Source organism: Enterobacter sp. 118C5, assembly GCF_034107645.1.
In the GTDB taxonomy this organism is placed as follows: Bacteria; Pseudomonadota; Gammaproteobacteria; order Enterobacterales; family Enterobacteriaceae; genus Enterobacter; species Enterobacter nematophilus.
Genome location: NZ_JAWNEU010000015.1, coordinates 66260 through 92716, shown reverse-complemented (window position 1 = coordinate 92716; position 26457 = coordinate 66260). Strand labels below are relative to the sequence as shown.

Annotated in this window: 22 protein-coding genes and 1 rRNA gene; 8 read left to right on the top strand and 15 right to left on the bottom strand. The window is 55.5% G+C overall.

The features are described from left to right. Positions 1-86: ribosomal RNA gene (gene rrf / locus UTO39_RS19440) — 5S ribosomal RNA — on the top strand; the annotation flags it as partial. Between the two features lie 97 nt (positions 87-183). Here rrf and mobB read toward each other — a convergent pair. Both mobB and mobA read right to left on the bottom strand, forming a co-directional pair. Further along, positions 184-687, bottom strand: coding sequence for a molybdopterin-guanine dinucleotide biosynthesis protein MobB (mobB, locus tag UTO39_RS19435; protein ID WP_320727849.1), 504 nt, complete (start codon positions 685-687; stop codon positions 184-186). After that, a complete protein-coding gene (mobA, locus tag UTO39_RS19430) occupies positions 684-1268 on the bottom strand; it encodes a molybdenum cofactor guanylyltransferase MobA (RefSeq protein WP_320727848.1) in 585 nt (194 codons plus the stop codon). The genes mobB and mobA overlap by 4 nt, the downstream gene beginning before the upstream one ends. Before the next feature lie 68 nt (positions 1269-1336). On the opposite strand from mobA, the gene UTO39_RS19425 reads away from it, so the two are divergent. From UTO39_RS19425 to dsbA, 3 genes are all read left to right on the top strand, one after another. Next, a complete protein-coding gene (locus UTO39_RS19425) occupies positions 1337-1606 on the top strand; it encodes a YihD family protein (protein ID WP_157189889.1) in 270 nt (89 codons plus the stop codon). Between the two features lie 75 nt (positions 1607-1681). Next, positions 1682-2668: a serine/threonine protein kinase gene (locus UTO39_RS19420; RefSeq protein WP_266179951.1), complete on the top strand. Its 987-nt coding sequence runs from the start codon at positions 1682-1684 to the stop codon at positions 2666-2668. A 27-nt stretch (positions 2669-2695) separates the two neighbouring features. Beyond that, a complete protein-coding gene (gene dsbA / locus UTO39_RS19415) occupies positions 2696-3319 on the top strand; it encodes a thiol:disulfide interchange protein DsbA (RefSeq protein ID WP_028014899.1) in 624 nt (207 codons plus the stop codon). Between the two features lie 23 nt (positions 3320-3342). Here the strand turns inward: dsbA and UTO39_RS19410 are convergent, their stop codons facing one another. Then, positions 3343-4251, bottom strand: a complete 909-nt coding sequence (locus UTO39_RS19410) for an acyltransferase (RefSeq protein WP_061099599.1) — start codon at positions 4249-4251, stop codon at positions 3343-3345. A gap of 440 nt (positions 4252-4691) precedes the next feature. On the opposite strand from UTO39_RS19410, the gene polA reads away from it, so the two are divergent. Continuing rightward, positions 4692-7484, top strand: a complete 2793-nt coding sequence (gene polA / locus UTO39_RS19405; protein ID WP_320727847.1) for a DNA polymerase I — start codon at positions 4692-4694, stop codon at positions 7482-7484. A 312-nt stretch (positions 7485-7796) separates the two neighbouring features. Here polA and yihA read toward each other — a convergent pair whose 3' ends face one another. Next, on the bottom strand, positions 7797-8426 hold the full coding sequence (gene yihA, locus UTO39_RS19400; protein WP_320727846.1) for a ribosome biogenesis GTP-binding protein YihA/YsxC: 630 nt from the start codon (positions 8424-8426) through the stop codon (positions 7797-7799). 577 nt (positions 8427-9003) lie between these two features. Between yihA and yihI the strand changes: the two genes are divergently transcribed. Both yihI and hemN read left to right on the top strand, forming a co-directional pair. Further along, positions 9004-9519, top strand: coding sequence for a Der GTPase-activating protein YihI (gene yihI / locus UTO39_RS19395; protein ID WP_061096545.1), 516 nt, complete (start codon positions 9004-9006; stop codon positions 9517-9519). Positions 9520-9707: 188 nt separating this feature from the next. After that, complete coding sequence (gene hemN / locus UTO39_RS19390; protein ID WP_320727845.1) at positions 9708-11081, top strand: oxygen-independent coproporphyrinogen III oxidase; 1374 nt, start codon at positions 9708-9710, stop codon at positions 11079-11081. A 53-nt stretch (positions 11082-11134) separates the two neighbouring features. On the opposite strand, the gene UTO39_RS19385 is transcribed toward hemN, so the two are convergent. The 4 genes from UTO39_RS19385 to glnA all read right to left on the bottom strand — a co-directional run bounded on the left by UTO39_RS19385 (position 11135) and on the right by glnA (position 15409). Continuing rightward, complete coding sequence (locus tag UTO39_RS19385; RefSeq protein ID WP_023331639.1) at positions 11135-11245, bottom strand: YshB family small membrane protein; 111 nt, start codon at positions 11243-11245, stop codon at positions 11135-11137. Positions 11246-11356: 111 nt separating this feature from the next. Beyond that, on the bottom strand, positions 11357-12769 hold the full coding sequence (gene glnG, locus UTO39_RS19380; RefSeq protein WP_028014893.1) for a nitrogen regulation protein NR(I): 1413 nt from the start codon (positions 12767-12769) through the stop codon (positions 11357-11359). 11 nt (positions 12770-12780) lie between these two features. Further along, entirely contained in the window at positions 12781-13830 is a 1050-nt protein-coding gene (glnL, locus tag UTO39_RS19375) for a nitrogen regulation protein NR(II) (protein ID WP_014172250.1), read from the bottom strand. Positions 13831-13999: 169 nt separating this feature from the next. After that, positions 14000-15409 carry a glutamate--ammonia ligase gene (gene glnA / locus UTO39_RS19370; RefSeq protein WP_008501856.1) on the bottom strand — a complete coding sequence of 470 codons (1410 nt, stop codon included), beginning with the start codon at positions 15407-15409 and terminating at the stop codon, positions 14000-14002. A 377-nt stretch (positions 15410-15786) separates the two neighbouring features. Between glnA and typA the strand changes: the two genes are divergently transcribed. Beyond that, complete coding sequence (gene typA, locus UTO39_RS19365; RefSeq protein ID WP_028014891.1) at positions 15787-17610, top strand: ribosome-dependent GTPase TypA; 1824 nt, start codon at positions 15787-15789, stop codon at positions 17608-17610. Positions 17611-17661: 51 nt separating this feature from the next. On the opposite strand, the gene ompL is transcribed toward typA, so the two are convergent. The 7 genes from ompL to yihU form a co-directional block, all read right to left on the bottom strand. After that, entirely contained in the window at positions 17662-18348 is a 687-nt protein-coding gene (gene ompL, locus UTO39_RS19360; RefSeq protein WP_320727844.1) for a porin OmpL, read from the bottom strand. 74 nt (positions 18349-18422) lie between these two features. Then, a complete protein-coding gene (locus UTO39_RS19355; RefSeq protein WP_320727843.1) occupies positions 18423-19847 on the bottom strand; it encodes an MFS transporter in 1425 nt (474 codons plus the stop codon). Positions 19848-19890: 43 nt separating this feature from the next. Next, positions 19891-21273, bottom strand: coding sequence for an MFS transporter (locus UTO39_RS19350; protein WP_003861932.1), 1383 nt, complete (start codon positions 21271-21273; stop codon positions 19891-19893). 45 nt (positions 21274-21318) lie between these two features. Then, positions 21319-23343, bottom strand: coding sequence for an alpha-glucosidase (locus UTO39_RS19345; RefSeq protein WP_320727842.1), 2025 nt, complete (start codon positions 23341-23343; stop codon positions 21319-21321). A gap of 16 nt (positions 23344-23359) precedes the next feature. Next, complete coding sequence (yihS, locus tag UTO39_RS19340; protein ID WP_320727841.1) at positions 23360-24601, bottom strand: sulfoquinovose isomerase; 1242 nt, start codon at positions 24599-24601, stop codon at positions 23360-23362. Between the two features lie 14 nt (positions 24602-24615). After that, entirely contained in the window at positions 24616-25491 is an 876-nt protein-coding gene (yihT, locus tag UTO39_RS19335) for a sulfofructosephosphate aldolase (RefSeq protein ID WP_320727840.1), read from the bottom strand. Positions 25492-25508: 17 nt separating this feature from the next. Beyond that, on the bottom strand, positions 25509-26399 hold the full coding sequence (gene yihU / locus UTO39_RS19330; protein WP_320727839.1) for a sulfolactaldehyde 3-reductase: 891 nt from the start codon (positions 26397-26399) through the stop codon (positions 25509-25511). Positions 26400-26457: the final 58 nt, after the last annotated feature.

Genomic DNA, 26457 nt, shown 5'->3' with positions numbered 1-26457 from the left:
GACCCCATGCCGAACTCAGAAGTGAAACGCCGTAGCGCCGATGGTAGTGTGGGGTCTCCCCATGTGAGAGTAGGGAACTGCCAGGCATCAAACAAGTGAAGAGGCCATCCGTAAGGATGGCCTTTTTGCGTTTCTGCGCTGCACAAACGTAGGCCGGGTAAGGCGAAGCCTCTACCCGTCAAGTCAGACCGCACACCACTTCACAACAAATTCTGCAATCCCATCCACATCATTCAAATTTAGCACCGGAACTTCAAGCGGCAATACCACATCACTCGCCACCGCAATTACATGCTCATCCAGCGTTAACTCGCTAACATCATGTCCGGCATCGCTTCTGAACAGCAGGATCTTAGGCACGGCCTCATGCTTAAACCCCTCAACCAGCACCAGATCCAGCGTGGTATGATCCATTCGGCTGACCAGATATGCGAGATCCAGCGGCGCCTCATCCGGCGTTTCTGTCATCAAAGCCCAGCGCTGGTTGCTTGCCACCATTGTCTGCGCGGCACCTGCTTTGCGCAGTTCATAGCTATCTTTGCCCGGCTTATCGACATCCATATGATGATGCGTATGCTTAATTAATCCGGGGCGAAGACCTTTAGCGCAAAGCACAGGGATCAGCTTCTTCAGCAGCGTGGTTTTACCTGTGCCGCTCCATGCGGAAATAGCTAAAACGGGTATCATCTCTTCTCCTGCATCCTCTGCAAATCTTCACACGTATTCACGTTCACAAACGCAGATGTGAGATCGCTAAAATCAACCGAATGGCCGCCAGACTGGCGCATAAAGACCATCACCCTGCGCTCTCCCGCCGCCAGATACTCCTGCAGAGCGGGCACCAGCGATCGGTGCATTAAGGCAATAGCAGGATGATCGCGTTCGCCGTCATGCACCCAGACCACGGGCGCAGTGTCACGAAGCTTAATCAGACGCTCAACAAGACAGGATGGAATAAGCGGGGTATCGCAGGGGCAGAACAGAAACCACTCTCCCTTTGACTGCTGCATAACGGAGAGCATGCCGGCCAGCGGCCCCGGGTAATCCTCAAGGTTATCCTGATAAACGGCGTACCCGCTGCGCTGATAGGTGTCGATGTGCCTGTTAGCGCTGATGGCCATTGTCGTCACCTGGCCTGCGAGCGTATCCGCGACACATTGCCATAAGGGTTTGCCATTCAGGCGCTGGAGCCCCTTATCTTTCCCCCCCATCCGCGTTGCTCTGCCACCTGCCAGAACGACCCCGGTTATTTCCAGGCTAAGATTCACGAATATCGCCTCTTTTATTGTGGGATTGACCCTGCTAACGTGTCACTCTAAATGAAAGGAGCACCACCATGAAATGTAAACGTCTGAATGAAGTCATTGAACTCCTCCAGTCAGCCTGGCAAAAAGAGCCAGAGCTGAATCTGATGCAATTTTTACAGAAACTGGCAAAAGAGTCAGGTTTTGACGGCGATCTGGCAGACCTTTCTGACGACATCCTGATCTACCACCTCAAAATGCGCGACTCAGCCAAAGATGCTGTTATTCCTGGTATTCAGAAGGATTATGAGGAAGATTTTAAAACGGCATTGCTGCGCGCCCGAGGCGTAATTAAAGAGTAAAAGCTTGTAAGCGGAGCCACCGAAATCGCTACAAGATGATATCCTGAATCATTCGTATAATTTCCGGATGATCGGATGAACGACCAGGCTTTTACTTTCCAGACACTACACCCGGATACCATTATGGATGCCCTGTTTGAACAGGGTATTCGTGTGGATTCCGGGCTAACCCCGTTAAATAGCTACGAAAACCGCGTCTATCAATTTCAGGACGAGGATCGTCAGCGCTTCGTCGTAAAGTTCTATCGCCCTGAACGTTGGTCTGCACAGCAAATTCAGGAGGAGCACCAGTTTGCTCACGATCTGCAGGTTGATGACGTTCCCGTTGCCGCGCCGATAAAGTTCAATAACCAAACGCTGCTCACGCACGAAGGGTTTTACTACGCCGTATTCCCCAGTTTGGGTGGCCGCCAGTTTGAAGCGGATAACATCGATCAGATGGAGTGGGTTGCTCGCTATCTGGGACGCATTCATCAGACGGGACGTAAAACAGCGTTCACTGCCCGACCAACGATCGGGATTCAGGAATATCTCACTGAACCGCGTCAGATATTCGAAACGTCTGCGCTGATCCCCGCTGCGTTAAAGGATGATTTCCTTAACGCCACCGATAAGCTTATTGCTGCGGTGAAAACCTGCTGGCGTGATGATATTTCCGTTCTGCGCCTGCACGGTGATTGTCATGCCGGAAATATTCTCTGGCGCGACGGCCCGCTGTTTGTCGATCTCGACGATGCGCGCATGGGCCCAGCGGTTCAGGATCTGTGGATGCTGCTGAATGGGGATAAAGCCGAGCAGCGCATGCAGCTTGAAACGATTATTGAAGCCTATGAAGAATTTAGCCCGTTTAATTCAGACGAAATTGCCCTGATTGAGCCTTTACGTGCGATGCGTTTTGTTTATTATCTCGCATGGTTAATCAGGCGTTGGGACGATCCCGCATTTCCCCGTAATTTCCCGTGGCTTACCGGAGAAGATTACTGGCGCAGCCAGATATCTACATTCACTCAGCAGGTTAAGGTTCTTCAGGAACCCCCTCTGCAATTAACGCCGATGTATTAATTGGACACACCCAGGAGAGAGTTAATCATGAAAAAAATTTGGCTGGCGCTGGCAGGTATGATTCTGGCATTTAGCGCTTCTGCTGCGCAGTTTACCGACGGTAAACAGTTTATCACGCTGGAAAAGCCGGTTGCTGGCGAGCCACAGGTTCTGGAGTTCTTCTCGTTCTACTGCCCGCACTGCTATCAATTCGAAGAAGTGCTGCATGTTTCTGACAACGTGAAGAAAAAGCTGCCGGAAGGCACCAAAATGACCAAGTACCACGTTGAGTTCCTGGGCCCGTTGGGTAAAGACCTGACTCAGGCGTGGGCGGTTGCTATGGCGCTGGGCGTGGAAGATAAAATCACTGCTCCAATGTTCGAAGCCGTACAGAAAACCCAGACCGTTCAAACCACTGCGGATATCCGCAAAGTGTTCGTTGATGCCGGCGTGAAAGGTGAAGAGTACGACGCCGCGTGGAACAGCTTTGTCGTGAAATCTCTGGTTGCTCAGCAGGAAAAAGCGGCCGCTGATCTGCAGCTTCAGGGCGTTCCGGCGATGTTTGTTAACGGCAAATATCAGCTGAACATGCAGGGCATGGACACCAGCAGCATGGATATTTTCGTACAGCAGTATGCTGACACCGTGAAATACCTGGTTGAGAAGAAGTAATTTCGTTGATATGAAAACGCCGGTCACTGACCGGCGTTTTTGTATGAAGATTTAATGCTGTCTATCTGTTCGTCTTTCTCTTTCCAGAGCGTATTAAGCCACTGCTGGAAACCACGTTTGAAATTCTTATCGTTTACGTAGTCACCGTGCAGCCCGGCATCTATCGGCACTAAATTCACCCGAACAACAATGCGCGTCAGCTTGCCGCTGAGCATGTCGAAAAATGGCGTCGTGTCATTTTCCGGATAGCAGAGCGTAACGTTCAGAAGTTTATCGAACTGTGCACCCAGCACGTTAAGCGCCATCGCAATACCCGCCGCCTTTGGCGGAAGCAGGTTCTGATAAGGGGAGCGTGTTTGTTGACGTTTATCTTCCGTAAACCGGGAGCCTTCAACAAAGTTCACGATGGTTGTTGGATGCGCGCGAAACTTTTCACAGGAACGGCGCGTGGTCTCCACATCCTTACCGCGCCGCTCCGGATGACGAATCAGATAGCTGCGTGAATAGCGTTTCATAAACGGCATATCGAGCGCCCAGCAGGCCAGCCCGATAAAAGGCACCCAGGCGAGCTGCTGCTTCAGGAAGTATTTGTTCATCGGGATATGCTTGCGGAAAAGCACGCATAACACCACGATGTCTGCCCAGCTGTGATGGTTGCAGATCAGCAGGTACCAGTTCTTTTTGTTCAGGCTCTCCAGCCCTTCGACATCCCATTTAAGATGCGGGTTCAGGCACAGCAGGATCGCCAGTCCTTCACACCAGCAATACATCATGAAATTACAAAACGCAGAGACGGATCGCCACACCGCAGGCACAGGCAGCAGCAGTTTAACGATCCCGGCGATAATGATCGGCACAGAACAGGCAACCGTCACCAGAATAGTTAAAATGATGCTTAGCGGTAATGTTATTGCAGCGAGTAATCTCGACATGATGAGCTTTTTCAGGTGGTTAGCTATAATGGCGCGGCCAATAATTCGGCGCAGGGCGCTGATTTTATCAGAAAAATGACAAAATAATGGCGATTTCATATCGTCAATTGACGGCTTTTCCCCTGACGCAGAAGATTTCTCTAATATTGTGCGCTAATCAGGACTTATATCCACATAGACTAAATTGCCATCAGCAGGTTATTATCATGCAGCGTTAGCCATTAACTGAATGATATTAAATGATTTATTCTCAGCGCGCGCCTGCTTTTAGTATCTGTTTTTCATTTGAAGTGAAAATATTCACAAACTTATCCACAGTTTGAATTTTGCGAGCGATCCTCACGATCGCAAAATCTTTTCCTGTATCGAACCTGAATAACTGATGTTTTCATCCTTCTGTGGCATCCTTTACGCATAAATTGATTAAAGGCACGGACATTATGGTTCAGATCCCAGAAAACCCACTTATTCTCGTCGACGGCTCTTCTTACCTGTATCGGGCGTACCATGCGTTTCCTCCTCTGACCAATAGCGCAGGGGAACCTACCGGCGCAATGTACGGCGTGCTGAACATGCTGCGCAGCCTGATTCTTCAGTATCAGCCCACCCATGCGGCTGTGGTTTTTGATGCGAAAGGCAAAACCTTCCGCGATGAGCTATTTGAGCATTACAAATCCCACCGTCCGCCAATGCCTGACGATCTGCGTGCGCAGATTGAGCCGCTGCACGCCATGGTGAAAGCGATGGGCCTGCCGCTGCTGGCCGTCTCTGGCGTGGAAGCCGACGACGTCATCGGTACGCTGGCGCGTGAAGCAGAAAAAATGGGCCGTCCGGTGCTGATCAGCACCGGTGATAAAGATATGGCCCAGCTGGTGACGCCAGGTATCACCCTGATAAACACCATGACCAACACCATTCTGGGGCCAGAAGAAGTAGTCACTAAGTATGGCGTGCCGCCAGAGCTGATTATCGACTTCCTCGCGTTGATGGGCGACTCCTCGGATAACATCCCTGGCGTCCCTGGCGTCGGTGAAAAAACCGCGCAGGCGCTGCTTCAGGGGCTGGGTGGCCTGGACACGCTCTATGCGGAATCAGACAAAATCGCCGGCCTCTCCTTCCGCGGGGCAAAAACCATGGCCGGGAAGCTGGAAGAGAATAAAGAGGTGGCTTATCTCTCCTATAAGCTGGCAACGATCAAAACCGATGTGGAACTGGAGCTGGGCTGTGAGCAGCTGGAAGTGCAACAGCCTTCCGCTGACGACCTGCTGAGCCTGTTTAAGAAATACGAATTCAAGCGCTGGACTACTGACGTGGAAGTCGGTAAATGGCTGCAGGCAAAAGGGGCTAAACCTGCTGCTAAGCCGAAGGAGACGATTGTCGTTGATGCCGAAGAGCAGGCGGAAGAAGAAGCCGCCGCGCTCTCCTTCGACAACTACGAAACCATTCTGGAAGAGTCGCAGCTGATCGCCTGGATCGAAAAACTGAAAAAAGCGCCGGTCTTTGCCTTTGACACTGAAACAGACAGCCTCGACAACATCTTAGCCAATATGGTGGGATTGTCCTTTGCGACAGAGCCGGGTGTTGCCGCCTACGTTCCTGTGGCGCACGACTACCTGGATGCGCCGGAGCAGATCTCCCGCGAGCGCGTGCTTGAGCTGCTGAAGCCGATCCTGGAAGACGAAAAGGCGCTGAAGGTCGGGCAAAACCTCAAGTACGACCGCGGCATTCTGCAGAACTACGGCATTGAGCTGCGCGGGATTGCCTTCGACACCATGCTCGAATCCTACATTTTGGACAGCGTGGCGGGCCGTCATGATATGGATTCCTTATCTGACCGCTGGCTCAAGCACAAAACCATCACCTTTGAAGAGATTGCCGGTAAAGGGAAAAATCAGCTCACCTTTAACCAGATTGCTCTTGAAGAAGCAGGGCGCTACGCGGCGGAAGATGCCGACGTCACGCTGCAGCTGCACCTGAAGATGTGGCCGAAACTGCAGAAGCACGAAGGTCCGCTGAACGTGTTCCAGCATATTGAAATGCCGCTGGTGCCCGTGCTGTCCCGTATCGAACGCAACGGCGTTAAGATCGATCCAACGGTGCTGCATAACCACTCTGGGGAGCTCGCGCAGCGTTTGACCGAGCTTGAGCAAAAAGCGCACGATCTTGCAGGCGAGCCGTTTAACCTTTCGTCTCCGAAACAGCTGCAAACCATCCTGTTTGAAAAGCAGGGCATCAAGCCGCTGAAGAAAACCCCTGGCGGCGCGCCGTCAACCTCTGAAGAGGTGCTGGAAGAGCTGGCGCTGGACTACCCGCTGCCAAAAGTGATTCTGGAGTACCGCGGTCTCGCGAAGCTGAAGTCTACCTACACCGACAAACTTCCGCTGATGATCAACCCGAAAACGGGTCGCGTGCACACGTCGTATCATCAGGCTGTCGCGGCTACGGGGCGTCTCTCGTCGACCGATCCTAACCTGCAGAACATCCCGGTGCGTAATGAAGAGGGGCGCCGCATTCGTCAGGCTTTCATCGCCCCAGAGGATTACCTGATTGTCTCGGCTGACTACTCGCAAATTGAACTGCGCATTATGGCGCACCTGTCTCGTGACAAAGGTCTGCTGACGGCATTTGCGGAAGGGAAAGATATCCACCGTGCGACCGCGGCTGAAGTCTTCGGTTTGCCGCTGGAGAGCGTGACCAACGAACAGCGCCGCAGTGCTAAGGCGATCAACTTCGGTCTGATCTACGGCATGAGCGCGTTTGGCCTTTCACGCCAGCTCAACATTCCGCGCAAAGAGTCGCAGAAGTATATGGATCTCTACTTCGAGCGTTATCCGGGCGTGCTGGACTATATGGAACGCACCCGCGCGCAGGCGAAAGAGAAGGGTTACGTTGAAACCCTGGATGGCCGTCGTCTCTATCTCCCGGACATCAAATCCAGCAACGCGGCGCGCCGCGCTGGCGCAGAGCGTGCGGCGATCAACGCCCCGATGCAGGGTACCGCGGCGGACATCATCAAGCGCGCCATGATTGCCGTGGATGCCTGGCTCGAGAAAGAGAAGCCGCGCGTGAAAATGATCATGCAGGTACACGATGAACTGGTGTTTGAAGTGCACAAAGACGATCTCGATACTGTGTCGAAAAAGATCCACGAACTGATGGAAAGCAGCATGACGCTAGACGTGCCGTTGCTGGTGGAAGTGGGAAGTGGTGAAAACTGGGATCAGGCTCACTAAAGGTTCAATGAATAACGCGCGTTTTATGTAAGTTAGCAACATAACAACGCGCGTTTTGTGACGATCATTAGAATTCCCTATGTAAAGAATGAAAAAAAACTACAAAAAGTGCTTTTTCTACAGCAAAAAAAGGGGTAGAGTTATCGACGTAGGGTACAGAGGTAAGATGTTCTATCTTTCAGACCTTTTACTTCACGTAATCGGATTTGGCTGAATATTTTAGCCGCCCCAGTCAGTAATGGCTGGGGCGTTTTTTATTGCGGCAAAGAAAAGTTCGGGCAAAAAAAAGCGCGGACATCGCCGCGCTCGGTATTACTCTGCTTCCGCTTCTGTTGCGGGTTCCAGCTCGTTAAACCAGCTGTCGAGCTTCTGGCGCAGCTTGTCTACGCCCTGTTTTTTCAGCGAAGAGAAAGGCTCAACCTGTACGTCGCCATTGAAGGCCAGTACCGCTTCGCGAACCATATTCACCTGCGCTTTACGCGCGCCGCTTGCCAGCTTGTCGGCTTTCGTCAGCAGGACCAGCACGGCAATATCGCTTGCTACGGCCCAGTCGATCATCTGCTGATCGAGATCTTTTAGCGGGTGACGAATATCCATCAGCACCACCAGACCTTTCAGGCACACGCGTTTTTCCAGGTATTCGCCCAGCGCACGCTGCCATTTGATCTTCATCTCTTCTGGCACCTGCGCATAACCGTATCCCGGCAAGTCGACGAGGCGTTTGCCTTCAGCCACTTCAAAGAGGTTAATCAGCTGGGTACGGCCAGGTGTTTTTGAGGTACGCGCCAGGTTCTTCTGATTGGTCAGCGTATTCAGGGCGCTGGATTTCCCCGCATTTGAGCGGCCAGCAAATGCCACTTCAATACCGGTATCAGAAGGCAGGTGGCGAATATCGGGCGCACTGGTGACAAAATGCGTCTGTTGGTAGTTCCAGGTAGTCACGTGGTCGTCTCCAAAAATCGTAATCTGGAGGGATTATACCCGAATGCGGGCAAAAGGCTTTTCTCATTGCACCAGGCCTGCAGGCGAATGCCCAAACCGTTGTGAGAGATCGGCTAATGTTGCTATGGGAGATTTCAGAGAATTCGCAGGTGTCAAAAAAGCCAAACTGTTTTAAATCATAAGCTTATTTCCGGGTAATTGTCTGAAAATCTCATTTTGTACCGTTTCGTTGCTTGTCAGTTTACGCGAACAAGGTAAAGTATGCGTCAGGGCGAGGAAGCCAACAGGAATTAGACTTAAGGATTAGGGTCAGGAGCGCCAGGAGGCGAAGACGCAGGACAGTCAGGACGACCAGCGCCTGGAGGCGTTTTAACAGGAAATGGAACCATACACGGACGGTATCAGCCAAAGGATAAACAGGGTGTGTTGTTGGTAAACATGGAATGTCTGACCCGTTAAGGGTTGTGAGTCAGGAAAAAAGGCGACAGATTGCTCTGTCGCCTTTTTTCTTTGCTTGCTTTCTGCTAGATTTCGCCGCAATTCTATACTGAAGAAAACGACTTAAAGATAAAACATCATGAAAAAACCAACCTCCGCTGCGGGCGCGAAACGCCCTGCAAAAGCACGCCGCAAAACGCGCGAAGAACTGAACCAGGAAGCGCGCGATCGCAAACGCGATAAGAAGCATCGTGGCCATGCTGCGGGCAGCCGTGCAAACGGCGGTGGTGCAGCGGGCGCTTCTGCAAAAAGCAAGCAGCAGAAAGATCCTCGTATCGGCAGTAAAACTCCCATTCCACTGGGCGTGACAGACACCCCGGTCACTAAGCAGCACAAACCAAAGAGCGAGAAACCTATGCTTTCACCGCAGGCTGAGCTGGATATGCTGGAGAACGATGAGCGCCTGGACGCGCTGCTGGAACGTCTTGAAGAGGGTGAAACCCTGACCGCCGAAGAGCAGTCATGGGTTGATGCTAAACTGGACCGCATTGATGAGCTGATGCAGAAGCTGGGCCTGTCTTACGATGACGAAGACGACGAAGAGGAAGAAGAAAAGCAGGAAGATATGATGCGTCTTCTGAAAGGTGGAAACTAACATTTGCACCCGGCAGGCACGATAGTCCTGCTTATAACCCTTCCGGTTATATGTTATCTGGTGTGGTTATTCGTTAAACTACGGCGGTTGTCGCGGCGACAGAAGTGGCTGCGCACCCGAATGATGGCCCGCGATGGGGCCAGAACGGGCCGCCGTATACGAACGCGACACCAACGGAAGGAGTGAGCATGTCAGCACCAACTATCGACTGGGATTTGGCCCTAATCCAGAAGTATAACTATTCCGGGCCGCGTTATACCTCATACCCCACCGCGCTGGAGTTCTCCGATGCCTTCGGCGAGGCGGATTTTCAGCAGGCCGTCGCGCGCTATCCAGAGCGTCCGCTGTCGCTCTACGTCCATATTCCGTTCTGCCACAAGCTTTGCTACTTCTGCGGCTGCAATAAAATCGTGACCCGTCAGCAGCATAAAGCCGACCAATACCTCGATGCGCTCGAACAGGAAATTGTGCACCGCGCGCCGCTATTTAAAGGTCGTCACGTCAGCCAGCTTCACTGGGGCGGCGGCACGCCCACCTATCTGAATAAGGCGCAAATAAGCCGTCTGATGACGCTGCTGCGCGGAAATTTCAATTTTAACGACGACGCCGAAATCTCGATCGAAGTCGATCCGCGTGAAATTGAGCTGGATGTCCTGGATCATTTACGTGCGGAAGGCTTCAACCGTCTGAGCATGGGCGTGCAGGATTTCAATAAAGAGGTGCAGCGTCTGGTGAACCGCGAGCAGGACGAAGAGTTTATCTTCGCCTTACTCAACCACGCACGTGACATCGGATTTACCTCGACCAACATCGACCTGATTTACGGCCTGCCAAAGCAGACGCCGGAGAGCTTCGCCTTTACGCTGAAGCGCGTGGCTGAACTCAGCCCGGACCGCCTCAGCGTCTTTAACTACGCGCACCTGCCGACGCTATTCGCCGCTCAGCGCAAAATCAAAGATGCGGATCTGCCTTCTGCCCAGCAGAAGCTGGATATCCTGCAGGAAACCATCACCTCGCTGACCGAGAGTGGCTATCAGTTTATCGGCATGGATCACTTTGCCCGTCCGGACGACGAGCTGGCGATTGCCCAGCGTGACGGCGTTCTGCACCGTAACTTCCAGGGTTACACCACCCAGGGCGATACCGATCTGCTCGGCATGGGCGTCTCTGCCATCAGCATGATCGGTGACTGCTACGCGCAGAACCAGAAAGAGCTAAAGCTCTACTACCAGCAGGTAGATGAAACCGGCAACGCGCTGTGGCGTGGCATCGCGCTGACCCGTGACGACTGCATTCGTCGCGATGTGATTAAGGCGCTTATCTGCAACTTCCGTCTCGACTTTAGCGACGTGGAAGCACAGTGGGAGCTGACGTTCAGCGAATATTTTGCGGAAGACCTGAAGCTGATTGCGCCGCTGGCGAAAGACGGGCTGGTGGATATATCGGAGAGTTCAATTGAGGTCACGCCGAAAGGGCGTCTGTTGATCCGTAATATCTGCATGTGCTTTGACGCGTATCTGCGTCAGAAAGCGCGTATGCAGCAGTTCTCACGAGTGATTTGAAACGTAGGCCGGGTGAGGCGAAGCCGCCACCCGGCTTTTACGTATCTAACCCGCTAGCTAAACAGCCCAACCAGCGCCGCACACAGCACCGCCGCAACGGCGGTTTGTGGCGTGTGGCTTTCAACTGCCCCGCTAGAGAGCATATTGACTAATGTTTCCAGCATGATCTACACCCCCAATTTCCGGGCACGATCATACAAAACTCATCGGAACAGTAAAGCGCAAAATAACGGCAATTTGCGCTCAATTAATAACCTTTACACAGCGGAGCGAGATCACTCCATTCCCAGCTCTTTCAGCTTGCGCGTCAGGGTATTACGTCCCCATCCCAGCAGGCGCGCGGCTTCCTGCTTATGGCCCTGCGTATGACGAAGCGCGGTGGTCAACAGCGTACGCTCCATCTCTGGCTGAGCCTCAGACAGCAGGTTTTGATGACCGGAACGCAGCGCGCGGTCAGCCCACTGCGCCAGCAGCGTCGCCCAGCTGTCCGGCAGCGCGTGCCCGGTGCTGCTTTCTGGCGCGGTGGCTTCAAACAGCTCGGCCGGTAAATCCTGAATCAGCACTTCCTGACCGGCGGCCATCACGGTTAACCAGCGGCAGGTGTTTTCCAGCTGACGCACGTTGCCCGGCCACGCCAGGCGGGTGAGGGCAGCATCGGTTTCCGGGTGAAGCTGCTTGGCTTCCACGCCCAGCTCGCGGGCTGCCACCTGCAGGAAATGACGCGCCAGGCGAGGAATATCTTCCCGACGCTCGCGCAGCGGCGGCAAATGAACGCGAATGACGTTCAGGCGGTGGAATAAATCCTCACGGAATTTTCCTTCCTGCACGCGCAGCTCCAGGTTCTGGTGCGTCGCGGCGATAATGCGCACGTCCACCTTCACCGGCGCATAGCCGCCCACGCGGTAAAACTGCCCGTCGGCCAGCACGCGCAGCAGGCGGGTCTGAACGTCCAGCGGCATATCGCCGATCTCGTCCAGGAACAGCGTGCCGCCGTCAGCCTGCTCAAAGCGCCCCTGGCGAATGGTATTCGCGCCGGTAAACGCCCCTTTTTCATGGCCGAACAGCTCGGACTCAATCAAATCCTTCGGGATCGCCGCCATGTTCAGGGCGATAAACGGCGCTTTTGCCCGCGGGCTATGGCGATGTAACGCATGCGCCACCAGCTCTTTACCCGTGCCCGACTCACCGTTAATCAACACGCTGATGGACGAACGGGACAGACGGCCGATAATGCGAAACACGTCCTGCATCGCCGGCGCTTCGCCGATGATGTCAGTGGTTGGCCCAAAATCGGGGGCGTGGCGCGGCTGTTGCTGCTCCTGGTAGTGGCTAATCGCGCGCTCTACCAGCGCCACCGCTTCGTCGATATCAAACGGTTTGGGCAGATAATCGAACGCCCCTTGCTGATAGGCGCTCACCGCGGCATCCAGATCGGAGTGCGCGGTCATTATGATGACCGGGAGCATCGGATGGCGTTGTTTGATCTGCTTTAACAGCGCCAGCCCGTCCATGCCCGGCATGCGAATATCCGAGAGCAGTACGTCCGGCGTTTTGGTGGTGAGTGCGTCGAGCACCTCGCTGCCGCTCTCAAACGTCGTGCAGCTTAATCCTGCCCCTGTGAGCGCGCGTTCAAGCACCCAACGGATGGAGCTATCGTCATCGACTACCCAGACTATCCCTCGTTGCATAAACGTCACCTTTATTTTTTAATCGGCAGGAAAACCGAAAACTCGGTATGTCCCGGCCAACTGGTAAATTCAATTTTTCCGGAGTGCTGATCGATCAGGCTGCGGGCGATAGATAAGCCCAGTCCCGTACCGCCTTCGCGCCCGCTCACCATCGGGTAGAACAGGGTGTCCTGCAGATGAGAAGGAATGCCGGGACCGTTATCCTCAACGTCGATGCGTGCCGCCAGACGATAGCGCACGCCGTGCAGCGTGAGCTGGAAGGCGGTGCGGGTGCGTAAAATAATCTCGCCGCCTTCCGGCCCCAGCGCCTGCAGGGCATTGCGCACAATATTCAGCAGGACCTGCTCAATCTGGTCCGGGTCATGCGCCAGTTCCGGCAGGCTTGGGTCGTAATCACGCACCAGCGTGACGTTCTCCGGCAGCTCCATCGAGACGAGCTTCACAACCCGTTCAGCGACTTTATGAATGCTTTCTGAAACGTGCATACCCGGCTGCTGCGGCCCGAGAAGGCGATCGACCAGGTTACGCAGGCGGTCCGCCTGCTCAATGATGACGTTGGTATACTCCGCCAGCGCGGGGTCGGGCAGCGCCTTGGTCAGAAGCTGCGCCGCGCCGCGTAACCCACCCAGCGGGTTTTTGATTTCATGCGCCAAACCTCGCACCAGGTCACGGGCGGCAATTTGCTGCGCATGCTGAAGCTGCTCCTGGCTCAGGCGACGCTGATTATCCATCGGCGCCATTTCCAGCAGGATCAGTCCTTCCGGCAAACGCTGCGCGGTAAGGGAAAGAATATGTGAGCGCCCGTCGATCACCAGCGTGACTTCGTTATCGGTGAACCCCTGACCGGCCTGCAAACTCTCCTGCATCAGGCCAATATTCAGCGAAAAATAGCTCAACAACTCAGGAAGCGGGGTGCCAAACAGTTTGCGTGAACTCTGGGCGAGCAGCTGTTGCGCCGCCGGGTTGGCGTAATGGACGGCCAGCTCGTCGTCGACCAGCAGGATGCTGTTAATCAAAGAATTGAGGATCTGCCCAGCATCGGGCAGCGTGCCAGTTGCCATTCAGCAGTCTCCTGGAGTCGTTGCACTGTTTTAGTGCAGTATAGCGGTTTCGGCGTAAAAAGCGCGTGAGATCAGGTTGTTGGTGGAGAAAAAAGCCCATCCGGAGATGGGCTAAAAGTTTCCACGGCAACTACCCCCGGCGCTTTTCACGCCGGGTAAAACAACTAAATTAAACGCTGTAGTACAGTTCGAACTCAACCGGATGCGGAGTCATACGCACGCGGTCGTTCTCTTCAGTACGCAGGGCGATGTAAGCATCGATAGCGTCGTCAGTGAATACGCCACCCGCAGTCAGGAACTCGCGGTCTGCGTCCAGCGCCTGCAGGGCTTCTTCCAGAGAGCCAGCAACCTGTGGGATCTCTTTCGCTTCTTCTGGCGGCAGGTCGTACAGGTTTTTGTCCATCGCTTCGCCTGGGTGGATCTTGTTCTTGATACCGTCCAGACCGGCCATCAGCAGCGCTGCGAAGCACAGGTATGGGTTAGCCGCTGGGTCCGGGAAGCGCACTTCGATACGACGCGCTTTCGGAGACGCCACCACTGGGATACGGATAGAAGCAGAACGGTTACGCGCAGAGTAGGCCAGCATCACTGGCGCTTCGTAGCCCGGGACCAGACGCTTGTAGGAGTTGGTGGTTGGGTTCGCCAGGGCGTTGATCGCTTTAGCGTGTTTGATAACACCACCGATGTAATACAGCGCCTGCTCGGACAGACCGGCGTATTTGTCGCCAGAGAACAGGTTGGTACCGTTCTTGGACAGAGACATGTGGCAGTGCATACCGGAACCGTTGTCGCCAAACATTGGTTTTGGCATGAAGGTCGCGGTTTTACCGAAACGGTGCGCTACGTTGTGCACAACGTATTTGTAGATCTGAATTTCGTCCGCTTTTTTGGTCATGGTGTTGAAGCGGGTTGCCACTTCGTTCTGACCCGCAGTCGCCACTTCGTGGTGGTGCGCTTCAACAACCAGGCCCATCTCTTCCATCACCAGACACATGGTGGAACGGATGTCCTGTGCAGAGTCGACCGGAGGAACCGGGAAGTAACCGCCTTTCACGCCAGGACGGTGACCTTTGTTACCACCTTCGTATTTGGTGGAAGAGTTCCATGCGCCTTCGATGTCGTCGATAGCTACGTGGGAGCCAGAAATAGAGGCACCGAAGCGGATGTCGTCGAACAGGAAGAATTCTGGCTCTGGCCCGAACAGAACGGTGTCCGCGATGCCGGTAGAACGCAGGTACTCTTCAGCGCGTTTTGCGATAGAACGTGGGTCGCGGTCGTAGCCCTGCAGCGTGCCTGGCTCGAGGATGTCGCAGCGGATGATCAGGGTTGGTTCTTCGAAGAACGGATCAATGACCGCAGTGGTTGCATCTGGCATCAGAACCATGTCGGATTCGTTAATGCCTTTCCAGCCACCAATGGAGGAGCCGTCAAACATTTTGCCTTCTTCAAAGAATTCGGCGTTCACCTGATGAGCAGGGATTGTGACGTGCTGTTCTTTACCTTTGGTATCGGTGAAGCGCAGATCAACAAACTTCACTTCATGTTCGTTCAGCATCGTCAAAACGTGTTCAGCGGACATACTTAACTCTCCAGATTGGTCATTGTCGTCGTGGTAACGAGGTCTTCAATTTCTGTTGGTACTGGCTGTTGCCATGTATTTTTTATAAAGCGAAATCTGTGCCAACTTTTAAAACACCCCAAAAAGGCGTTATCATGCGCACCATAGTGCAAAAGGGCTGCACCACGATGGATTTGTTGCACCAGTATGGTGCTCAATGTGAACATTGAGCACCATATTGGTGCAATTTACGTTAAAGTGCCCTTTTACCGCTCCGTGAAAGCGATCACAAAGCATCTCTGCAATACTTGTTTGCGGGGGATGTTTGTGATCCTGTTTTGTAGTGCGATTAATCCGTGTACAATAACGCGCTATTTCTAAATGCCTGAGGCAAAGTTGTGATCGAAAATTTGCGTAACATCGCCATCATCGCGCACGTTGACCATGGTAAAACTACCCTGGTTGATAAGCTGCTGCAGCAATCCGGTACGTTTGATGCGCGTGCCGAAACCCAAGAACGCGTGATGGACTCCAACGATTTGGAGAAAGAGCGTGGGATTACCATCCTCGCGAAAAACACCGCGATTAAATGGAATGACTACCGTATCAACATCGTTGATACCCCAGGGCACGCCGACTTCGGTGGTGAAGTTGAACGTGTAATGTCCATGGTAGACTCCGTTCTGCTGGTCGTTGACGCAATGGATGGCCCAATGCCACAGACGCGCTTCGTGACCAAAAAAGCTTTTGCCCATGGTCTGAAGCCAATCGTTGTTATCAACAAAGTTGACCGCCCTGGCGCGCGTCCTGACTGGGTTGTTGATCAGGTATTCGACCTGTTCGTTAACCTCGACGCGACCGACGAGCAGCTGGACTTCCCTATCGTTTACGCTTCTGCGCTGAACGGTATCGCAGGTCTGGACCACGAAGACATGGCTGAAGACATGACCCCGCTGTATCAGGCGATTGTTGACCGTGTTCCTGCGCCAAACGTTGACCTGGAAGGCACCCTGCAGATGCAGATCTCCCAGCTCGACTACAACAACTACGTTGGCGTTATCGGGATTGGCCGTATCAAGCGCGGTAAAGTTAAGCCTAACCAGCAGGTCACTATCATCGATAGCGAAGGCAAAACCCGTAACGGTAAAGTCGGTAAAGTACTGACTCACCTGGGTCTTGAGCGTATCGAGAGCGACATCGCTGAAGCGGGCGACATCATCGCAATCACCGGTCTGGGTGAGCTGAACATCTCCGACACCATCTGCGATCCGCAGAACGTCGAAGCGCTGCCAGCCCTGTCCGTTGATGAACCAACCGTATCCATGTTCTTCAACGTCAACACCTCTCCGTTCTGTGGTAAAGAAGGTAAGTTCGTTACCTCTCGTCAGATCCTTGACCGCTTGAACAAAGAGCTGGTACACAACGTTGCGCTGCGCGTTGAAGAAACCGAAGACGCTGATGCGTTCCGCGTATCCGGTCGTGGTGAGCTGCACCTGTCCGTTCTGATCGAAAACATGCGTCGTGAAGGTTTCGAGATGGCGGTTTCCCGTCCGAAAGTAATCTTCCGCGAAATCGACGGCCGTAAACAAGAGCCGTTCGAAAACGTAACGCTGGACGTTGAAGAGCAGCACCAGGGTTCTGTGATGCAGGCGCTGGGCGAGCGTAAAGGCGACCTGAAAAACATGAATCCAGACGGCAAAGGCCGCGTACGTCTCGACTACGTGATCCCAAGCCGTGGCCTGATCGGCTTCCGTTCAGAGTTCATGACCATGACTTCTGGTACGGGTCTGCTGTACTCCACCTTCAGCCACTACGACGACGTTCGCCCGGGCGAAGTGGGCCAGCGTAACAACGGCGTACTGATCTCCAACGGTCAGGGTAAAGCGGTTGCGTTTGCGCTGTTCGGTCTGCAGGATCGCGGCAAGCTGTTCCTGGGTCACGGTGCTGAAGTTTACGAAGGCCAGATCATCGGTATTCACAGTCGTTCTAACGACCTGACCGTAAACTGCCTGACCGGTAAGAAGCTGACCAACATGCGTGCGTCCGGTACTGACGAAGCAACGGTTCTGGTTCCACCGATCAAGATGACCCTGGAGCAGGCTCTGGAATTCATCGATGATGACGAACTGGTAGAAGTGACTCCACAGTCAATTCGTATCCGTAAACGTCACCTGACCGAGAACGATCGTAAACGTGCTATGCGCGGTGCGAAAGAAGACTAATACGGTCAATCCGTAGTAAAAAAAGCCGCTGAGAAATCAGCGGCTTTTTTATTAGAACGAATACCGTAACCCCAGGCGGATCCGGTACTGCTCCCGGTTGTAGTCATTCCATCTGTCCAGCCACTGCAGTTCGAGGTACGGCAGCCAGTTTCTGTCGATCTTATAGCTGAATTTATTGGTAATTTCCCAGTGATGGTCTTTGCCATTTTTGCTGTGGTAATCATTCACCCGCTGGAAAAAGTGCGGCTCAAAGGTGTAGAAAAACGCATCCGTCACTTTGAAATTCCAGTAGTTGGCAAACTCGTGCGTGTCGTTCTTATCCATCTGCCCGTTATAGTCCGGCGTATCGTAATTGTTATGGTTATAGCGATAGCGGAACGTCAGGTTGAACCCGTCCGTAAATTTGTAGTTGGTATCTAAATAAACCGCGCCACCGGACCCCGCGCTGCTGTCGTTGATCAACCCGCCGGGCTGGAAGGTGAGTTTGTCGGTCGGTTTATAGAGCGGATACCACCCCTCTATTTCGTTATAGCTGTGCTTAAGCTCATCCCATTTGCCCACGTTATAGGCGTTGGTGAACATCAGCCCCGCGCCCATATTAAAGTTATAGCCCGCACGCAGGATCACCTCGTGCAGTTCAGAAGCCGTATTGTAGGCTTCGCGGGTTTCGACATAGGCCCCGGCAAATACCGGGCAGGACACAGACGACACGATCAGTGCAGTGATGATTCTTTTCATAATTTGTCCATGTATCAGGTACAGAAAGGCCTCCCTCCTGATAAACAGGAAGGACATAATGGCCGGATTTATAGTTATAAAGTGACTGCTGACGCTTTATTGTTGGTGGTTATCTCAGGGGTATTCGCGGTTTGTTTTTTCCGTTTTCCAATCTCCTCGATAATAAAGGCGAAGCGCGCTTCGTTGAGTTTATAAAACAGCCCCATGGTCACGGCGGCAACAATCGCCAGACCGCACGGCCAGAGGAAAATCAGCTGGCGCAACCCAAGCAGCGTGCCCGCGCTCTGCACCGCATGGGGAACGTAGCCGATCTGGGTCAGCATGATGCCGGGCAGGAAACCGGCGAGCGCGGCGGAGATTTTGCGCGAGAAGGTATAGCCGGTATAAACCGACCCTTCTGCGCGAATGCCGGTTTTCCACTCGCCGTAATCAACGGTATCCGGCACCAGCGCCCAGTTCAGGCTGTTCACAAACGCCGTGCCGAAAAAGGCCATGCAGGAAAACAGCACGAACAGCAGGGAGCTGGTTCCCCAGAAGAAGTTCAGCACGTCGCCCACCGCCCACAGCGTCAGCCCGCCCAGATAGACCGGCTTCTTGCCAAAGCGCTTCACCGCGCCGGGCACCAGAAACACGCCAATCAGAATGCAGCCCATGCTGAAAAAGCCCATCCACGACAGCAGATGCAGATCGTTCAGCACGTACTGGGTGTAATAGACCTGGATCGCCAGCTTGATGTTAAACGCGGCGAGGGTGCACAGGTTGGCGATGCACAGCACCAGCAGCGGCGGATTGCGAAAAATCGCGCAGAACGATTTCAGAATGCCGGGCTTATGGTGATCGGGCGTAAGCTCCACGTAGCGCTCTTTTACCCCGCTGTAGCACCACCACATGCAGAACAGGCCGCCGGTGACGAACGCCAGCGCGGCCACCAGATAGCCGAGGTAGGGCTGGCTGACGAACAGCGCCTGAATGGGCATAAAGCCGACGGTGCAGAGCAACAGCCCCACCGTTGCGCCGCCCTGACGCCACGCCGCAAGCTGCGCGCGCTCGTTCGGGTTTTTGGTGATGGCCGGGACCATCGCACCGTAGGCGCAGTTCATCAGGCTATAGCAGAGGCCAAACATCATGAAGAGCACGGTGGCGAGAGCCGTTTTTACCGTCAGGCTAAAGTCGTTGGCCATAAACTGCGCCGTCGCGACCAGCGCCACCGGAACGGAGGCGTAAAGAATGAACGGCCGGAATTTTCCCCGCGCGCCGATGTTACGCCGGGAGTCCAGCAGCACGCCGGTCAGCATGTCGGTAAACGCGGTAAAAAACTTTGCCACCAGGAAAATAATGCCGCCATAGAACGCCGGCATGCCCAGTTCGTCGGTGTAAAACTTCAGCAAATACAGCGTGCCGATACACAGCATCAGGTTCGAGCCAAAATCGCCCATCCCGTAGGCGCACTTCTCTCGCAGGCTCAATTTCAGGGTTAACGGATCACTGTTATGTGTCATGGTCGATCCTCAGAGCGCCCAGCCGGGCGCTCTATCTCGTCATTTAGGCCGTACGTTTGCGCAGCTCGATCTCTTCGACAATGCGCACATACATCTTCTCGTTGAGGTTATAGAAGCAGCCCATCGCCACGATGGTGATGACCGCCAGCAGGCTCGGGTAGATAAATATCAGCTGCCGCAACCCTTCAACCGTTCCGGCGGATTGCACCACGTTGGGCACATAGCCGATCTGGGTGAGCATGATCCCCGGGAAGAAGCCCGCCAGCGCCTGGGATACCTTCCTGAAGAAGGTAAAGCCGGTATAGACCGTCCCCTCGGAGCGCACGCCGGTGCGCCACTCGCCGTATTCCACGGTATCGGACACCAGCGCCCAGTTCAGGCTGTTCACAAACGCGGAGCCGAAGAACGCCAGGCAGGAGAACGCCACAAAGCTCACCGAGCCGCCGCCGAAGAAGTAGTTGAGCAGATCGCCCGCTACCCAAATCATCAGCCCGCTGATGTAGACCTTTTTCTTGCCGAAGCGCCGCACCGCGCCGGGCATCATAAAGACGCCGATAAAAATGCAGCCCATGCTGAAGAAGCCCATGTACGACAGCAGGATCGGGTCGTTCAGCACGTACTGCGTGTAGTAGACCTGAATGGCGAGCTTGACGTTAAAGGCGCCCAGCGTGCAGAGGTTAGCGATGCACAGGATAAACAGCGGGCGGTTCCCGGCGATGGCGCGAAACGACTGCAGAAGGCCCGGCTTTTGCGCCGGATTTGCAGGCTGCGTCTCGACGTAACGCTCGGTCACGCCCTTATAGCACCACCACATAAAGAACAGGCCGAACAGCGAGAAGAGGGTGGCGGCAAAGATATAGCCGAGCTGGTCGTTGCCCTCGATCAGGTTCATCACCGGCACAAAGCCCACGGTACAGAGCAGCAGGCCCAGCGTGGCGCCGCCCTGACGCCAGGCGGCCAGCGAGGCGCGCTCGTCCGGGTTTTTGGTGATGGCCGGGACCATCGCGCCGTAGGAGCAGTTCATCATGCTGAAGAACAGGCCGTACAGCATAAACAGCACCGTCGCCATTACCGTTTTACCGGTGATTTCAAAAGGCGTGCCGACGAAGTTGGCAATCGCCAGCAGCGTCACCGGAAATGCCGCGTACAATACGAACGGGCGGAATTTCCCTTTCGGGCCAATCTTGCGCCGGGAGTCGAGCATGATCCCGGTGCCCATGTCGGTGAAGGCGGTAAAAAACTTTGCAATCAGGAAGATGATCCCGCCGTAGGTGCCCGGCAGGCCCAGCACGTCGGTGTAGAACTTCAGCAGGTACAGCGTGCCGATATCCAGCAGGATGTTAGAGCCGAGGTCGCCCATCCCGTAGGCGAGTTTTTCTTTAAACGGCAGGCGCAGGGTTGCCGGATCGGAAGTATGTTGACTCATTATTGTTCTCCGTCTGCCCGCAGGTTTCCCTGCGGGCGAGCCTTATCAGATATGACGTAAGGTGCTAAACAGATCTGCCCATTCGCTGTGCTGGCGGTAGAAGACCGGCGGCTTGCCGAGTGGGGCATCAACGGTCACGTCACCGCCCTGGCAGATTTCCCCGGTCCACGCGTTGACCCAGCTGTCCTGCGGCAGATAGAGCGTCCAGTCGCGGCGTCCCTCTTCATGAACCGGCGCTACCAGCAGATCGCGGCCAAACAGATACTGATACTTCAGCGTGTAGGCGCGCGCGTCGTCTTCGTAGTGCAGGAACAGCGGGCGCATCACCGGCAGGCCGCTTTTCGCGTTCTGCGCGACGGCGGCTTTGATGTACGGCTTCAGGGTGGTGAAGACGGTGGTCATGCGCGCGAAGTGCGCGATGGTTTCCGCGTCGCCGTCGAACTGCCAGTTATCGCCAGGGCGGTTGCCCTCGTGGGTGCGCATCATTGGCGTAAAGGCGCTGAAGTCGCACCAGCGCAGGAGCAGCTCTTTGCTGCGCTTCATCTCGAAGAGCGTCGTATAGCCGCCAATGTCGCTGTGGTGCAGGCCGTGTCCGGTCATCGCCAGCGAAAGGGCCGCCGGTACGACTGACGCCAGACCGTCGTCCAGGCTCCAGTCGACGTTCTGATCCCCCGCCCACATCATCACCGAGTGCTTCTGGCTGCCGGTGTAGCCCGCGCGCATGAAGAACAGGATCTCCCCGAGCTTGCCGGTCTCCTCCAGCGCCTCGTAGTTACATTTCGCCCACAGGGCAGGCCAGGCGTTATGCATGATCTCCGCGCTAACGCCGTTGTGCAGGAAGGTATCGGTCGGCAGATATTCCCCGAAATCGGCCATCCAGCCGCCGCAGCCCAGCGCGATCAGGTTCTTTTTAATGACCTCTTTGTACCAGCCGTAGGCTTCCGGGTTGGTCAGGTCGATAACGCCCGCGTAGAACTCGCCGAACTCAACGTGGTAGTCCTTGCCGTCGGCGTCTTTGGTCAGATAGCCGCGCGTTGATGCCTCTTTGCATAAGTCGCGATCGCTGGCAACGTACGGGTTGATATAGGAGAGGAACTGCACGCCCTCCTGTTTCCACTGCGCGATACGTTCGTCAAGCTGCGGATAGAGCTCGCTGTTCCATTTCCAGTTCCACATTACGCGTTTGCCGAAGGAGGTCATGCGGATGCCGGACCAGTCCTGCGCCCAGATGCCGTTCACCTTCACGCCGCCCTGGCGCATAGCGTCGAGCTTCTGCTGGCACACCTCGGTGCCGCCCTGAATGCCCAGCGTCACGCCGTCGTAGACCCAGTCCGGCAGCTCTGGCTGGCGCCCCAGCAGGCCGGTGAGTTTTTCCAGCAGATCGACGTAGGTTTCCGCACATTCGAAGCGCAGCGTGGCGTTATCTTCCCAGAACGCCAGCTCGTGGAAGTCCGGCGCGCTGAAGTCGAAGTTCATGTAGCAGCTGTTATCCACGTGGCAGTAATACTTCTGGGTGCTCACGAAGGTCGGCTGCGGGAAGAAGGTCCAGTAGTAGTCGCCGCCCGCGTTCTCTTTGCAGTCGGCCTGCCAGGTGACGTAGGTCTGCTTATTGCGACCCACGCCCTGCTCGCTGGTCCACAGCGGGAACGGCTTGCCGCGCAGATCGAAGTACGAGAACTGCTCGCCGCAGCCGTAGATATGATCTTCAGGCCGGGCCGCCAGCCGCAGCCAGATTCGGTTATGGCCGGGAGCATCATTTTTAAGCTTCAGCTCCAGACGGCCTTGTGCATCGACGCCCACCAGCAGCGTCGCGCTCACCGCATCGCCGCGGGTAAAGCGGATCGCCCAGCCCGCGCTTTGCTGCGTAACGGTCGCGTCCGTCAGAGCAATCTTTTCGTTGAGCTTGTCCTTAATGCTGAAATTGCCGCGAAACATCTCAATATCGGCCTCGCCTGCGCCGATCCACAGGCAGGGGGCATCCGCGGAGTGGGATAAAATCAGGCGGTTTTCCCAGCTGAGGGTGAAACCATTTTCATTATTTTTCAGATTTATATTGTGTAGGGTACGCATAAAAACTCCGTCTTTATTATTTGGCCAGGCTGTCCAGTAAACCAGCGGCTACGGCAGGGGCTAAGCCCGGCGCCAGCGGCAGGCGGGGGATCACCAGGCAGTGCAGCAGGTGGTAAATATCCTGCTTGCCGTCCCAGACTTTGGTGGTCACTTCGTTATTGGTGTCCAGCTCCTGCCACCAGGAACCGTTCTCATAGTCCATCAGGTACTTGATGCAGTAATCCCACCACTTCTGATACCAGGCTTCGTACTGCGCCTCGCCGGTCACGGTGTAAAGCGCATATGCTGTGCCCATCGCCTCGACGATTGGCCAGCGCACGCGTTCGCGCACGATTGGCTTGCCGTCCCAGCCCACGGAGTAGACAAATCCGTCTGCCCCGTCGGGTGCCCAGGCGTCGCGGATAGTGGCGTGGAAAAGCCCTTTCGCATCTTCCAGCAGCCACGCCGGCGGGGTTTCAAAGCGCGCTTCCAGGGCGGCGCGCAGGTGCAGCATCAGGCGGCCCCACTCGATCCAGTGCCCCGGCGTGCCGCCGTAGGCGCGGAAGCGGTGGGCAGGGTTATCGATGTTGTAGTCGCGGATCGGGTTCCAGCTGGCGTCGAAATGCTCGTTAACGCGGTACTCCCCGTTGCGCGCCACGTCGTGAATAATCACCGAGGCGATGCGCAGGGCGCGGTCGAGCCATTTCCGGTCGTGGGTCACGTCATAGACGATCAGGAAGGCTTCCACGGCGTGCATGTTGGCGTTACCGCCGCGGTAATCTTCCGTTTTGCTGAAGGCCTCATCCCAGGACTCCAGGCACATCTGCTCCTGCTCGCTCCAGAAGTAGCGCTCAATCACCTCGATGGCATCGTCCAGCAGCCTGCGCGCCTCCGGGTGACCGGTGGTAACGGCGCTCGCCGCGCCCAGCAGCACGAAGAAGTGCTGATAGCCCTGCTTGGAGGCATCCATCACGCCCTCATCGTTAACGCAGGCGTACCAGCCGCCGTGCTGTTTGTCGCGCAGCGGGCCGTTCAGGGCATTGATGCCGTGCTCGACCAGGGCATACGCGCCGGGACGGCCCATGTTCGCCGCCACCGCGTACACGTGCAGCATGCGGGCGGTGATCCACAGATGGGTACCCATATCGCTGCGAACCTGCCCGTTATTGCCCAGCCAGCCAAAGCCGGTCGGCACGGCGGCGTTTTTGCCGAAATCGAGAATGCGATCGGTCTCTTGTTCGAGCCAGCGGTTATGGCTCAGGGTGTTAAACCATTTCATGTTTGGGTCCTTTCTCAGCGGCGAGCCATCATTTCGTCGACGATCTCACCCAGACGCTGCAGTTTGGGTACAGATATATCGCGGAGCATCAGTTCGGTGTCCGGCAGGCCAATCACCGATGACCACACGGCGCGACCGGCTAAAAAGCCTGATGCCCCTGCCTGCATCGCTACGCTCACGGCGCGCGGGAATAATTTTTCGTCCACGCCGGAGGAGAGGATCACCCACGGCATCGCGATGTTCTCGTTTAACCTTTGCGAGGCGGCCAGCAGTTCCTGCTGCGTGCCCTTGCCAAACAGCGGCATCTCCACTTTGTAGAGGTCGGCGCCGCTGTCGCCCAGCTCTTTGGCCGCGTCGATAATCGCCTGCTCGCGGTTAAACGCGGCGCCGCGACGCGGGGGACGCACCACCGGCTCGATAATGCTCAGCAGCCCGTTGTCGTGGCACATGGTGTTGAACGCCTTCACCATCTCCAGACGCTGCTGCGGATCTTCATCGCTGCGCCACAGCACCAGCAGCTTCAGCGCCTTGCCGCCATCGCGTTTGACCGCCTGCGCGTCGATATTCTTGTCGATCGCCACGCTGTCGACCGGAATACCGTTCCCCGGAATAAACTCGTCGGCGGCCACAATCATCGCGCAGCTTTCGGCAACGGCCTGCTGCTCCACGATCTGGCGATAGCAGAACTGCTGGTCGACGAGAATGGCAGAGGCGTACGGCGACAGAATCTTCGCCGCGTTAACCTTAAACTCCGTCAGGTGCTGGTCGGTTACCGGCACCGGCGCGCCTGCCGCGGCAAACATCAGGCGCATTGCTTCGCGCTGGTCCACGGCCAGCATCGCAAAACCGCCGGAAGGTCGGGTGATATCTTTCAGGGTGTACATCGTCATTCCTCAGTCCTTTCGTATCAGTGTGTTTTTTTCAGCCCGGCAGATGCGCGAACCTGTTCAAGAATGGCCGTCCAGTCTTCGCGTCCGCGCCCGGCGGCGCGAGCCTGGTTGTAAACTTCGCGGGAAGCCGCGCCGAGCGGCATCGGAACGTGGAGCTGGTTGGCCACGTCCAGAGCGATCCCCAGATCTTTATGCGCAAGGTCGATCATGAAGGCGGGTGAAAGATCCCCTTTTAGCACCTTGTTCGGCCATGAGGTGGTGAAGTGGCCTTTGCCCGCCGGCGTGCCGCTCATCACCTTGAGCGCCACGTCAAAGGAGAGCCCAAGCGCTTCACACAGCACGGCCGCCTCCGCCGAAAGGGCGTTCAGGGCGATGCTCATGTAGTTATTGATAAGCTTCACGCGGATGCCCATGCCCGGCCCGCCGGCGTTAATCAGCTCATTGCCCATCGCCATTAATACGGGAGTGGCGCGCTCAACCTGCTGCGCCGTGCCGCCCGCCAGTAGAAGCAACGTACCGGCGATGGCGTGGTCAGACGTGCGTCCGACGGGCACGTCCATAAGGCTAAAGCCGCGTTCAGCCATGTCGCGGATCAGCGCGTCGGTTTGCAGCGGGTGAATGGTGGACATATCTATCACCAGCGCGTCGGGGGATAGCCCCTCGCACACGCCGTACTTACCGAACAGCACGCTGCGCACCAGGTCGCCGTTTGGCAGCATGGTGATGACGAATTCGGCGTCCGTGGCGGCCTGCGCGGGCGTTGCCGCCGCCTGTGCGCCGCTCTCCACCAGCGCCTGCACTGCCTGCGGGTTTACATCAAAGACGTTAAGCTGGTGGCCCTGTTTCAACAGATTCTTCGCCATTGGCGCGCCCATCTGCCCTAAACCGATAAATGCGATTGCTGACATGCCTCTCTCCTGTCACATCGTGTCAATTTTTGCGCGTTTGTGGTGTCTGTTTTTGATC